Raw genomic sequence first — 12,635 nt, 5'->3', positions numbered from 1 at the left:
CCGCGCCTTTGCCCGGCAGTTCAGCAAGCTGCATCTTTCTTGGTCAACTTTGTTGGGCGGCAATGTAATCGTCCAGCCGGTCCGGATCGAACTGCGCCGCATCGAAAAACATATCTGGACCCAGCGTCAGGCGACCGCCGATCGCGCCCATTTCGGTCGGCTCGGCGAGGGCGCCTTCGATCTTGCTGCTCGCGCCAGGCACGGGCATGTTTATACCCGAAAGCGCGGCCCGGTAGAGGTCGGGCCGGTAGCTCGCTGCGGCACGCGCCGCATGCTCTGGCTTATGGGCGACCTGACCCCAACGCACCATCTGCGAGTAGAACCACAGAGCGTGGCTGACCCAGGGGAAGTTGGCCGCGCGGGAATAGGGCACGAAGAATTCGGACATTGCATGTTCCTTGCCCGCTTCGAATTCGAGCCGGCCCGTGATGGCCCGCAACAGCAGGTCCCCCTCCACACCCAGCCGGTCATCGCGCGCCAGCATGCTTGCGAGCGCCGAGTGGTTGGCCGGATCCTCGCACCAGCGTGCCGCTCGCGTCGCGGCGCGCAGCAATGCGGCGAGCTGTTCGGGGTAGCGCTGCGCCCATTGCAGCCTTGTGCCCAGAACCTTGTCGGGACTCATCTGCCAGATCTGCCCCTTGGTGGTGACAATGCGTCCGACCCCGCGCGCGACAGCCACTGAGCCATAGGGCTCCCCGACGCAAAAACCATCGGTGCGCTTGGCGGCGAGGGCATCGGCCTGGAGGGGCGGGGGCACGATGACAATGTCGACCTGACGATCGGGGTCAATACCGGAAGCGGCCAGCCAATAGCGCAGCGCATAGTTGTGGGCGCTTTCCGGATGCACCACCGCCAGGCGCAAGCGCGGCTCGCCCGCGCGGTGCCGCCGCAAGACAACTTCGCGCAATGCCGCACCGACGGGGCCCGGCGAGCCATCTTCGGGCGCGCCGGCCGCGGCCATGGCGGCCCACACCGCCATGGACATGGTGATTGCGGCGCCGCCCAAGCCCAGCGCCATGGGTGCAATCACGGCGGCATCGAGTGGCGTTAGCCCCAGATTGGCGCTGATCGGCATCGGCCCCAGCATATGGGCGACGTCCAGATGTCCGATGGCGACGCGATCGCGGATATTGGCCCAGGAGGTTTCGCGCACCAGATGCAGGTGCAGCCCTTCGCTTTCGGCAAAGCCGAATTCTTCCGCCGCCAGCAGCACGGCGCTGTCGAGCAGCGGCACATAGCCGGCAACAATTTGGGTCAGGCCCATGCTGTGTCCCTCTTCATGGTCCCAGGAGCTCGGAAGCCGTCACCAGCGCCTGCGCGATCTCGAGGATCTTGCGGTTCTGGTTCATGGCGGTGGAGCGCAGCAGCCCATAGGCCTCTTCTTCGGAAAAGCCACGCGTCCGCATCAGGATACCCTTGGCGCGCTCGATTATCTTTCGCCCCTGAAGTTCCGAACGGGCGGCTTCGAGTTCGTTGCGCAACCGGGAATAGGCACGGAACCGCACAATGGCCATGTCGAGGATCGGCTTGATGCGCTCCTTGCGCAATCCATCAACCACATAGGCCGAAACCCCGGCCTCCACAGCAGCCTCGATTTCGGCGGGGTCGGATTTGTCGACGAACATGGCGATGGGCCGCTCGATCGTGCGGCTGAGGGCAAAGAAATGCTCGAGCACATCGCGATTGGGATTTTCGAGATCGACAATGACGACATCGGGCGCAAACGCGCGAATTCGGCCAGCCACATCTTCCATGTCGGTGACGATCTGCACCGTTGCGTGTCCCGCTTCGCGCAAACCGGCCTCGATGATCGAGGCCCGAATGGCGTTGTCGTCAATCAACAGAATGGAGAGCGACTCAGCCATGGCCTCTGAGGTCAGTTGTGGCAGCACCAAATTCATGTGCTGCCGATCCTTGGATGTCTACACCCCGCAGCCAGGTTTGCGCGCGTGGTGTCGGCTCGATGATCAGCTTGGCACGGGAGGAAGCTCGGGGGCAGTGGTTCCCGCGAAGGGATCTCGCCATGCCTCGATGGCGTCCATCCGCCGGTACCAGCGGCTCACGGCCGGGTAATCCTTGATGGGCAGTCGCGCGATATCGTTGAAGGGCAGGAATGTGCCCATGCGGAAATCGGCGTAAGACACAGCGTCCCCGACGAGCCAGGTGCGATCCGCCAGCTCAGCTTCGAGCAGCTGCGCTGCGGTGTGAAACCGCTCGAGCCCCTCCGCAACTGCAGCGGCATCGTAGGGCCCGAGGCCGTAACGGAGCTTGGTGCCGCGCTCCCAATGTACGGTGTCACAAGCTTTGACGAAGTTGTCCTTGCCCCAGCTGATCCAGCGGATCATCTCGGGTTCGTCGGCATCGGTGCGCCAAAACTGCGATCCGACCTGTCGCGACAAAAAGCAGGCAACTGCATCCGTTTCCCAAATCGGCCTCGGGGAAACCTCGAGAATGGGCAAAAGCAAGTTCGGGTTGAGGTGCAGATAGTCCCCGGCTCGGCTTGGATCCCGGGGTGCAGCGAAGTGGAACTCGATATCCGCGCCCAGATATTTGGCGACGGCCACTGCCAGTCTCGGATTGGGGTTGCGACTAAAATGCAGTTTCATCAGAACCGGTTCTCCTTTTGCCGCTCGGTCCTAGGACGGATCACAGTCGAGTTCTTCGACAGCGGGAGAAAAAAGCCTGCCGCCACTCCCCTGGTAAGGCCGCTGACATCATCGCCAATAACGGGCGGCCAGCGAGGCGCGGAAGGGGCCGGCAGCGGCGGCGAGGGCCGACCAAGGGAACGCCGGGCGGGCCACGGAGACCCCGTGCTCGGTGCTCGCTAGGCGGCCGCGGCCGGGATGCGGGCGATAACCTTGATTTCGAAATCAAAGCCGGCCAACCAGTTCACCCCAACGGCAGTCCAGTTGGCGTAGGGGGTGGTGGTGAAATTTCGTTGCTTCACCGCCATGACGGTCGGGAACTGCTGTTCCGGATCGGTGTGGAACGTCGTCACGTCAATGATATCGTCCAAACCGCCACCCGCGGCTGCGAGGATCGCCTTGAGATTGTCAAAGGCGAGTTGGACCTGACGCTCAAAGTCCGGCTCCGGGCTGCCGTCGGGCCGGCTGCCCACTTGTCCCGACACAAACAGCAGGTCACCCGAGAGGATTGCTGCGGAATAGCCATGCTGCTCGTAAAGGGCGTGCCGGCTGGCCGGGAAAATTGCTTGGCGTTCACTCATCTTGGTCTCTTTCGTGTGGGCCGTTCGGCACTTGGCGCGGCAACAGCGGTTTCGCCGGATGCTGATTTGATATACGGTGCGTATGCACTAACATCCCACATACATTCCGTATGTCAAACGATATACGCCGCGTATACAAAAGAGATGACGAGAAATGGCGAAAACCCGCGCTGACGCGATGGAAGAAACGCGCAGCAAGCTTGTTGCCGCAGCCCGCAAGGCCTTTGCGCACAAAGGCTATAGCGCTGCCTCCATGGATGATCTGACCGCCGATGCTGGCCTGACGCGGGGCGCGCTCTACCATAATTTCGGCGACAAGCGGGGCCTGCTGGCGGCCGTGGTCGACCAGATCGACAGCGAGATGGCCGGGAAGGCGCAAGCCATCGGCGCGCGCGCGGGTGACGAATGGTCGGCGCTGCTGGCGGAGGGAGAAGCCTATATCGAGATGGCGCTCGACCCAGAGGTTCAGCGCATTGTGCTGCTTGACGGCCCGGCCGTGCTGGGGGATCCCTCGCAATGGCCCAGCCAGAACAACTGCATGCAGGTGACCAAGCGCGCGGTGGAAAACCTCATGGCCGCCGGGGTTCTCAAGCCCGTTGATCCCGAAGCGGCCGCCCGGCTGTTGAGTGGCGCTGCCCTCAATGCGGCGCTCTGGATCGCCGCCTCCGACAATCCTCAGCATGTCCTGCCCAAGGCCGTCGATGCGTTCCGCTCCCTGGCCTCGGGTCTGCTGCTGCGGCCAGACTGAACTGTGCGTCGCCCGTCCTCAGGGTTCCTCCGAAAAATCCTGGAAGGCTGTGATGCCGATATGCAGGTGTGATTGCAGAGCATATTGGTAGCGGATCCGGTCCCGCTGCTCCAAGGCATCCACCACGGCGGCGTGCTGCTCGAAGGTTTCGCCGGTGAAGTTATGCAATTGCTTGGCGCGCTCCATGATGCGGATGATGATCGGCTTCATGATGCGATAAACGTCGGTGACTGCACGATTGGTGAGGATCGATACCAGGCGCAGGTGAAAGCGGAAATCCAACTCGGACGCTTCCACGATCGAGCCGGCGGCGCGAAGCTGATCGTTGACCTTGCGCATCTCGAGGATGTCCTCGGGCTGCATCTGATCGAAGATGGTGTCCACCGAGCCCACTTCGATGAGCCGGCGGAAGCCCTGGATGTCGTTGAAGGTGCGCCGCGAGATGTCGAGCGTGTTGAACGAGAACAGATCGAGTGCCCGCTCCATCCGGTCATCGATAATGGTGGCGCCGACCTTGGGACGCACCGAGACCACCCCATAGGCCTTGAGGATACGCATGGCTTCGCGCACTGTGTTGCGGCTGGCCTGGAACCGCTCGCACAACTCCCGCTCCGTCGGCAGGCTGTCGCCCACGCCCAATCCGCCATCGGAGATGAGGCCGCGGATCTTGAGGACCATGCCGTCCACCGCGGAGGGGATGGAGCTGCGCACCACCGAGGCGTTCAGCGCTCCAATTGCCCCTCCGACCCGCGATGCGTCGTTCACCCCTTTACCGCCCCCACTGTCAGGCCCTCCGACAGGAAGCGCTGCGCATAGATATAAAGCACGGCAACAGGAATGGCGGTCAGGAGCGAGGCTGCCATCAGCTTGCCCCAGGGCAGAATATCGCCAACCACCATGGATTGCAGGCCGATAGGCAGCGTGCGCAGCGACTCGCTGGTGATGAACACAAAGGCAAACAGGAACTCGTTCCAGGCATTGGTGAAGGCAAACAGCGTCACCGACAGGATTGCGGGCGCCGCCAAGGGCAGGGTGATGCGCCAGAAGATATAAAGCCGGCTGGCGCCATCGATCCGCGCGGCCTCTTCCAGCTCCACCGGAATGGAGCGGAAATAGCCCATCAGCACCCAGGTGGCGAAGGGCAACAGGAAGGTCGGATAGGTGATGATCAGCGCGGCGTGGCTGTTGATGACGCCAAGATTGGTCAGGGTCTGGTAGAGGGGAATAAACAGCAGCGTGCCCGGCAGCAGATAGGTGATGAGCAGCAACGTTGTCAGCAAGCCCGCGCCACGAAAGCGCAGCCGCGTCAGCGCATAGGCCGCCAGCGACGCCAGGGCAACGGACACCAGCGTGCTGAGGGCGGCGACAAAGGCCGAGTTCATCAGCCAGGTGAGGAACGGCGTATCCTGCAGCAGCGAGGAATATTGCTCCAGCGTAGGTGGATCGGGCCAGAAGATCGATCGACGCTCACTGATCTGCGGCGTGGATTTGAGCGAGGTCGTGATGATCCAGTAGAAAGGGAAGATCACGAAGGCGAGGAACGGCACCAGGACCAGCAAGCGGGTGAGCGGGCCGGCATTGGACCGTGCGGTGCGCCGGAGGATCGGCTGGGCGGCAGGGCGCCCGGTGGCAACGCGAATGCGGCGGACCATCCATTCGAGCCCGGCGAAGATCAGCTCGATGGGGAGGAAAACCAGATCGAGGATGATGTTGACGAGCCGCGCCGCGCCAGCCAGCAGCCGGTCGGTCAAGCCGGGGCCCCGCTCGGCACTGCCGTCGCGCCGGTCGTCCTGGCGCATGAAGCGAGCCAGGAGCCAGATCAGGATCGCCATCAGCGGCGCGACGCTGAAGGCGACGGCAATGCCAGGACCATATTGCAGCGAGCCCAGGGCCTTTTCATAGGCGAGAATGGAATAAAGCTTGGTCGCCCCGCTCGGACCACCGCCGGTCATCAGGAAGGGCAGGCCGAACTGGTTGAAGGTGGAAATGAACGACAGCAGCAGGGTGACGACGATCACATAGCGCAGGCTGGGCAGGGTCACATTGCGGAAGCGCTGCACCGCATTGGCGCCATCGACCTGCGCCGCTTCGATCTGTTCGCGATCGACGGCCTTGAGGCCCGCCAGCAACAGCAGGACGAAAAACGGAATGCCTTTCCACACATTGACCGAGATGACGCTGCCCATCGCCATATTGGGATCGGACAGCCAGCCCAGCGGCCGGTCGATGACACCAACGCCCTGCAGGATCGGATTGAGCCCGCCAAACAAGGGATCGTAGATGCTCTTCCAGGCCAGAGCCGTAACGATTTCCGGGACGATCCAGGGCAGGAGCATGATGCCGCTGAGCAGGCTCCGGAACGGCAGGCGGCTATTGAGGATCAGCGCCACGGTCATGCCGATAACGAATTTGAGGCTCAGCGACCAGAAGGTGAATTGGATGGTGTTCTGCATGGCCTGCAGGAAGTCGCTGCTGGCCCAAAGCCGCTGGTAATTGCGCAGACCGACATTGGTGGTTTCGCCGGTCAGGAAATTGAGCGAGGTCATGCTGATGAAGATGGCACTGACAAAGGGCCAAAAGATCAGCAGCGCCATGATCAGCACCATGGGCAGAACAAAGAGATAGCCGACCTTCCAGTCCATCCCCAGGATGCCATCGAGCCGCTTCCGCAGGCCGAGCCGGCGGGAAACAGGTGCCATCGTTACACTCATGCGGTCGTCCATGCGCACCTCCATCGGGCCGGACGCTCCCACCTGCGGGTGGCCGCCGATGTCCGGAATGTCCAGCATTGGTAGCGTTGGTGCGACGGGCATTGTTGGACACCCGTCGCCGGGGGCCGGCTAGAGAATGCCGCCTTCTTCGAAGATCTGGACGATCTTGTTGTGCGCGTCGGTCACTGCTTCCTGCGAGGTCATGCGGCCCGAGATCACATTGCCCATGGATTGCTCCAGCACGCCCTGAGCGCGAATGGCGTCGATCTGCGCGGCCGGTGGTGCTGGCCAGGAGGCCCCGATAAAGGGATCCTGGGTGTCCACCTGCTCCTTGATGATCGCGTAGTTTGGATCGGCGGCGAGGAGTTCCTCGGTCCACAGGCTTTGATAGGCTGGCATGAAGAGCCCGCCGGCGACCGTGGACATGGGCGTGAAGTTAACGGGATCGAGCAGTTCGAGCGCCAGTTTCTTGGAAAGCTCCACATTGGGAGCGCCCTTGAAGATGGTGAGCCAACCGCCCACGGCGCCACCATTGCGGTGATCACCATTATTGGCGATGGGCTGGGGCAGCATGACGGTGTTGGCAAAGACCGGGTTGTTGTCGCGCTTGGCCGCAGCGTAAAGCGAGTATTGATTGTGGGTATAGCCGGTGCTGCCAGCGAGCCAGGCTTCGTTGTTGGAGATGTCACCCCAGCTTTCCACGCCCGGCGGCAACATGGCGGCGTATTTGCCGTTGCGATCATAGGTTTCGCGGACGAACTCAAAGGCTGCCACGGTTTCAGGCGAGTCGAACTCAACCTTGATGCCGGTTTCGTCGGTAAAGTGGCCGCCAAAAGCGTTGAGGATCGAGGTTGCCACCCCCCAGCCATCGCCGGACTGGTTGACAGTCAGGCCCCAGCCGTAAAAGCCGTTGGCGGGATCGGAGATGGCCAGAGCGGCCTCACGGCGCTGCTCCCAGGTCTGCAAGGTTGCCGGGTCGATACCCTTTTCGGCCAGCTTGTCCTTGCGGAAGAAGGCGCCCGTGGTGTTGGCTATAAAGGGAACCGCAACCCAGCGACCATCGATCTTGCCGATACTTTCGGCATTGATGCCCTGCATGACATTGCCATAGCGGCTTATGGCGTCCTCGACCACGTCATTGACGTCTTCGAGCAGGCCCAGCAGGTGCATCTGGGGAATGGAAACGGTGCTGGTATAGGCCAGATCGGGCGGATTGCCGGCCCGCACGGCTGCCGACATCTTGCCCAGGAAATCGCCAAAGGCCTCGGGATTGGTGGTGGAGATATCGAGTTGGGCGTTGTTGGCGGCAGCGAACTTGGCCACGGCATCGCGGAACAGGTTCTGTGCCGCCTCGAAATATTCGGTGCGATGGATCACCGTCAGCTTGCCGGCGCTCCCTTGGGGCAGCTCGGCCTCTGGCTTCTCCTGGGCAAAAACCGGCAGGCCCTGGCTTGCGGCCCAAAGGCCAACGCCAGCCGCGCCGCCCCTTCTCAATATGTCACGGCGATTGAACTTGTCCGACGTCATGTTTCCGTTTCCTCCTGTTGGAACATGGCCAAGCGCTCGCGAAGCAAGCCTATGGGTCAGCAATCATCGCAAGCTGTATTATCCTCCTTGGGGCTGAGCTCTTTGGCTCTAGCTCCCATCACAGTCAAAGCGGGCTTTTGTCCCATCATTGACGGCGAATACTCTAGAGTTAGGACAGATATTGCGGCGGTGTCAATCTTTTGTCCCACAATATACTTGAACCGGCTGCCCCTTGGTTCTAGACAGGATTGCAGGCAAGGCGTGCAGACACTGTTTCGTCGAGGAGGGCGGAACGCGTGTCCACACGCGCCAGCCCTTGGCCAGCTGTCTTGAAACTGCTGGCTCGTGACCGTTGACCATCGATCTGGGAGGAACAGATGGGCGCCGTGACGATCCGGGACGTTCGCAAAAACTATGGCAGCCTCGAAGTGCTCCATGGCGTCAACATCGACATCAATGACGGGGAGTTCGTAATTCTCGTCGGCCCGTCGGGATGCGGGAAATCCACCCTGTTGCGCATGATTGCCGGGCTCGAGGACATCACCGGGGGCGAGATCGCCATTGCCGGCAATGTGGTCAATGACCTGGCGCCCAAGGACCGCGATATCGCGATGGTTTTCCAGTCCTATGCGCTTTACCCGCATATGACCGTCGAGGAGAACATGGCCTTCTCGCTCAAGCTCGGCCGTGTTCCGAGGGACGAGATCAAGCAGCGGGTGGCCAGTGCTGCAACCGTGCTCGGCCTCGATCCCTACCTGCAACGCTATCCGCGCCATTTGTCGGGCGGGCAGCGGCAGCGCGTGGCGATGGGGCGGGCCATTGTGCGCAGTCCCCAGCTTTTCCTGTTCGATGAGCCATTGAGCAATCTCGACGCCAAGCTGCGCGTGCAGATGCGCAGCGAGATCAAGCTGAACCACCAGCGTCTCAAGACGACGACCGTTTATGTCACCCATGACCAGATCGAAGCCATGACCATGGCCGATCGCATCGTGGTCATGCATGCCGGCAATATCGAACAGATCGGCACGCCGCTGGAGCTCTATGATTATCCCGCCAATCTGTTCGTCGCCGGCTTTATTGGTTCTCCGGCAATGAACATCATCGCCGGCTCGCTTGCCGGCTCCGCCTTTCGCTTTGCCGATGGAACGACAATCGACTTGGGAGCGCTACCGGAGGGGGTAGAGGATGGCCCGATGACCCTTGGCGTGCGTCCCGAGCATTTGCGTCTCGATCCGGCTGGAACCATGGCGGAGGTGGTTGTGGTCGAACCGACCGGCTCGGAAACCCAGGTGACGCTTAACCTGGGCGGGCACGATCTCGTTGGCGTGTTCCGCGAGCGGATCCGCGCACAACCCGGCGATCGGATCGGCATTGCCTTTGACAGCAGCCTTCTGCACCTGTTTGACGGCGGTACGGGAAGTCGCATCATCCGGTAACCGCCCGAACGGGTTCCCGGTTGGCGCGGCAAGGGCGAGCAGTCGCCGCTGCTAGAAAACCTCGAAAAGGTAGCGCTGCAATGTAGCGCCAATGGCTGCGACCGCTTGCGCCGGGTCGAGCTGATCATCGCCCAGGTTCAGCACGTAACGGCAATAAGCCAAGCCGAGGATTTGCGTAGCGATGAGGCTGGCGCGGTGCTGCGCGCCCTTTTCGCCGGCAAGCCGCGCCACCAGAGGCAGGATCTGGCCGTGCAGTATGGCAAGGATCTTTTCTGCGGCCCTGCTATTGGTAGCAGCGGTTCGGACCAGCACGCGGAGCAGGTCGTCCGCCTCTCGCCCTTCCCAGCGCTTGAAGAAGTGTTCGATCAAGTGCCGGCCGATCTCGGCCTTTGGCACCCCGCTGAGGTCAGGCAGTGCAAGATCGATGGCGACGGCTCGGGCGAACAACTCGTCCTTGCCCCCAAAATAGCGGCTGATCAGCGCCACGTTCACTCCCGCTTCGGCTGCGATATCCCTGACCGTGGTCCGTTCAAAGCCGTTCACCGCAAAGTGCCGCCTTGCCGCATCGATCAGCCGCTCCTGAGTGGCTTCAGAATTCCTGACCATCATGCCTTCTCATGTAAACAGGTGTTGACATAGCGCGTGATCCATATGTAAGCAAGCGTTTACATACGGGAGAAATGCTATGAGCACAGCAATAAACACCCTGATCGTCGGCGCCGGCCCGGCGGGCCTCGCCACTGCCATCGGCCTGGCGCAAGCCGGCGTGGAGTTCCGTATTGTCGATGCTTTGCCGCAGGCGCAAAACACCTCCAGGGCCGCGGTTATCCACGCCGCAACGCTGGAAACCCTGGGGCGGCTCGGGGTGGCCGAACCGCTGATTGCCCAGGGCATCAAGGCGCCCAAGTTCAAGGTTCGCGACCGCGACAAGGTGCTGCTCGAGGCCGAGTTCTCGGTGCTGGACAGCCCGACGCCCTTTGCACTGATGATCCCGCAGGACGAAACCGAAGCGATCCTGACCGCGCGGCTCGAACAATTGGGCCACCGCGTGCGCCGACCGGCGGAGGTCACCCAGTTGGTGCGTGATGGGGACAGGGTCCTCGCCACCTTCAACGATAAAGCCGGTCAGGCGGACGTCGTGGCGCGGTTCGTCGTCGGGGCCGATGGCGAGAAAAGCCTCGTCCGCGCAGCGGCGGGCATTGAATTTCCGGGGGAGACCTATGGTTCGTTCCTGCTGGCCGATGTCCACATGGACTGGCCCATCGCGACGAGCGAAGTCAGCTTGTTTTTTGCCCAAGGCGGCACGCTGGTTGTTGCCCCCATGTCCCGGTCCCGCTTCCGGGTGGTCGCGCAACTGGCAAACGCGCCGTCCCAGCCAACCATCGCGGATGTGACGCGTGTGCTCGAGCTGCGCGGTCCGAGCCGCGGCGTGAAGGTTCATGAGGTGATCTGGGGCTCGCGCTTCCAGGTCCACCACAAGCTCGCCGATCGTTTCCGCGCCGGCCCGTTCCTCTTGGTTGGCGATGCCGCCCATGTCCATAGCCCGGCCGGCGGGCAGGGCATGAACTTGGGACTTCGCGATGCGGAAGCGCTGGCCTCCGCCTTGGCCGGTTTCCTGCATCAGGGCGGCACCGGGCTTGACGATTTTGCTCGGCAACGACGGGCAATGGCACAACAGGTCCTGAACCGCACGGATCGGTTGACGAAGCTGGCGACCCTGCAAGCGCCAGCCCCCCGATGGCTGCGCGATCGCCTCCTTGCCGTAGCGGGCCAATCGCCATGGATCCGCAAACGCATAGCGCAAATGCTCGCCGGCTACGCCTAGGCGGCGTCTGGCGCAGCAGCGCTAGGGGAGCGGCATCCTCCTCGAGGCTTGTGTGCTAAGCCAGGCGACCCTCGGCGAGCGAAGTGCTGATCGGTGCCGGTCGCTCCACGCTGGTGGTCATTTCTACATGCCGGCCGGTCTCCATGGAAGTGCCGAAGGCTTCCATCACTTCGAGCACATGCAGGGCCAATTCGCCACTGGCGCGATGCGGCCGATTGCTGCGCAGTGCATGCGCCATGTCAGCCAGGCCAATGGAGCGGTAATTGGTGCCCTCGCCATAGGGCAGAGAGGTCTCGACGTTCTCCCATTCCCCGCCCTTGCGCAACAGCTCGACCTGGCCGCCAAAATGATTGGGATCGGGCACCAGCAGGGTGGCATTGGTGCCATAAAGCTCGAGCGGCACATGGCGGTGGCCAGCCACGTCAAAGCTCATGGTGATCTGCACCACCGCCCCATTTTGGAAGATCAGCGTGCCGCTCACATGGGTGGGCACATGCACGGGGATCACCTCGCCGGCGCGCTCCTTGGCGGTGATGGTGCGGGTGCTGACGGGGGTGGCGGTAGCGCCGGCTACGCGCGCTACCGGGCCGAGGAGATTGACCAGATCGGTGATGTAGTAAGGCCCCATATCGAGCATGGGGCCGCCGCCAACCTCATAATAAAAGGCCGGGTTAGGGTGCCAGCGCTCATGGCCCGGGCACATGAAATATGCGGTGCCGCCTACTGGCGTGCCGAGCACGCCTTGGTCGACCAGGGCGCGGGCGGTCTGGTGTGAACCGCCAAGGAAGGTGTCGGGGGCGCAGCCAAGGCGCAGATTGTTGGAGCGGGCGGCGGCAACCAGCTGCTGGCCCTCGGCAAAGGAAATGCCCAGGGGCTTTTCCGAATACACATGCTTGCCCGCGCCCAGCGCCCGCAAGCCCACTTCCAGATGGGCTTTGGGGATGGTGAGGTTGAGGATGATGTCGACCGCGGGGTCGGTGAAAATGGCATCGAGCGTCGTGGCCCGCAGCCCATATTCATCCGCCTTGGCCTGGGCCACCACGGGATTGAGGTCGGCCACTGCGGCGATGTCGAGGATGGGGAAGTGCTTGCTGGCCTCGATATAGGCCGAGGAAATCTTGCCCGTGCCAATGATGCCGATGCCGACGCGTTCCATGATCAA

At 62.4% G+C, this 12,635-nt stretch carries 12 protein-coding genes; 3 read left to right on the top strand and 9 right to left on the bottom strand.

Going from position 1 to position 12,635, the window contains the following annotated elements:
* Positions 1-43: 43 nt before the first annotated feature.
* From AC3YOG_RS02215 to AC3YOG_RS02200, 4 genes are all read right to left on the bottom strand, one after another.
* Positions 44-1,264: a CmpA/NrtA family ABC transporter substrate-binding protein gene (locus AC3YOG_RS02215; protein ID WP_489933892.1), complete on the bottom strand. Its 1,221-nt coding sequence runs from the start codon at positions 1,262-1,264 to the stop codon at positions 44-46.
* 13 nt (positions 1,265-1,277) lie between these two features.
* Positions 1,278-1,901, bottom strand: a complete 624-nt coding sequence (locus AC3YOG_RS02210) for an ANTAR domain-containing response regulator (RefSeq protein WP_248307213.1) — start codon at positions 1,899-1,901, stop codon at positions 1,278-1,280.
* Between the two features lie 66 nt (positions 1,902-1,967).
* The gene (locus tag AC3YOG_RS02205) at positions 1,968-2,606 is read right to left on the bottom strand and encodes a glutathione S-transferase family protein (RefSeq protein WP_489933891.1); all 639 of its coding nucleotides are present in this window, start codon (positions 2,604-2,606) and stop codon (positions 1,968-1,970) included.
* Between the two features lie 218 nt (positions 2,607-2,824).
* Positions 2,825-3,226: a RidA family protein gene (locus AC3YOG_RS02200; protein ID WP_489933890.1), complete on the bottom strand. Its 402-nt coding sequence runs from the start codon at positions 3,224-3,226 to the stop codon at positions 2,825-2,827.
* Positions 3,227-3,380: 154 nt separating this feature from the next.
* On the opposite strand from AC3YOG_RS02200, the gene AC3YOG_RS02195 reads away from it, so the two are divergent.
* Positions 3,381-3,974, top strand: coding sequence for a TetR/AcrR family transcriptional regulator (locus AC3YOG_RS02195; RefSeq protein WP_489933889.1), 594 nt, complete (start codon positions 3,381-3,383; stop codon positions 3,972-3,974).
* An 18-nt stretch (positions 3,975-3,992) separates the two neighbouring features.
* Here AC3YOG_RS02195 and AC3YOG_RS02190 read toward each other — a convergent pair whose 3' ends face one another.
* The 3 genes from AC3YOG_RS02190 to AC3YOG_RS02180 are packed head-to-tail and all read right to left on the bottom strand — an operon-like array spanning position 3,993 to position 8,212.
* On the bottom strand, positions 3,993-4,739 hold the full coding sequence (locus tag AC3YOG_RS02190) for a FadR/GntR family transcriptional regulator (RefSeq protein ID WP_489933888.1): 747 nt from the start codon (positions 4,737-4,739) through the stop codon (positions 3,993-3,995).
* Complete coding sequence (locus AC3YOG_RS02185; protein WP_172122253.1) at positions 4,736-6,787, bottom strand: ABC transporter permease; 2,052 nt, start codon at positions 6,785-6,787, stop codon at positions 4,736-4,738. Before AC3YOG_RS02185 ends, AC3YOG_RS02190 begins: the two co-directional genes overlap by 4 nt.
* Positions 6,788-6,814: 27 nt before the next feature.
* A complete protein-coding gene (locus AC3YOG_RS02180; RefSeq protein ID WP_489933887.1) occupies positions 6,815-8,212 on the bottom strand; it encodes an ABC transporter substrate-binding protein in 1,398 nt (465 codons plus the stop codon).
* Positions 8,213-8,589: 377 nt separating this feature from the next.
* Here AC3YOG_RS02180 and AC3YOG_RS02175 point away from each other — a divergent pair, with 377 nt between their 5' ends.
* Positions 8,590-9,648, top strand: coding sequence for an ABC transporter ATP-binding protein (locus tag AC3YOG_RS02175; RefSeq protein WP_489933886.1), 1,059 nt, complete (start codon positions 8,590-8,592; stop codon positions 9,646-9,648).
* A 51-nt stretch (positions 9,649-9,699) separates the two neighbouring features.
* Here AC3YOG_RS02175 and AC3YOG_RS02170 read toward each other — a convergent pair whose 3' ends face one another.
* Positions 9,700-10,257 (bottom strand): TetR/AcrR family transcriptional regulator, encoded by a 558-nt coding sequence (locus AC3YOG_RS02170; RefSeq protein ID WP_489933885.1) that lies wholly within the window; start codon positions 10,255-10,257, stop codon positions 9,700-9,702.
* A gap of 76 nt (positions 10,258-10,333) precedes the next feature.
* Here AC3YOG_RS02170 and AC3YOG_RS02165 point away from each other — a divergent pair, with 76 nt between their 5' ends.
* Positions 10,334-11,473, top strand: coding sequence for an FAD-dependent monooxygenase (locus tag AC3YOG_RS02165; protein ID WP_489889225.1), 1,140 nt, complete (start codon positions 10,334-10,336; stop codon positions 11,471-11,473).
* Between the two features lie 55 nt (positions 11,474-11,528).
* On the opposite strand, the gene AC3YOG_RS02160 is transcribed toward AC3YOG_RS02165, so the two are convergent.
* Positions 11,529-12,629, bottom strand: coding sequence for a Gfo/Idh/MocA family protein (locus AC3YOG_RS02160; RefSeq protein WP_489933884.1), 1,101 nt, complete (start codon positions 12,627-12,629; stop codon positions 11,529-11,531).
* Between the last annotated feature and the right edge of the window lie 6 nt (positions 12,630-12,635).

This window comes from Devosia sp. Z6_126 (assembly GCF_058133495.1).
The sequence above is the reverse complement of the archived record's forward strand: the minus strand, read 5'-3'. Positions and strand labels throughout refer to the sequence as shown.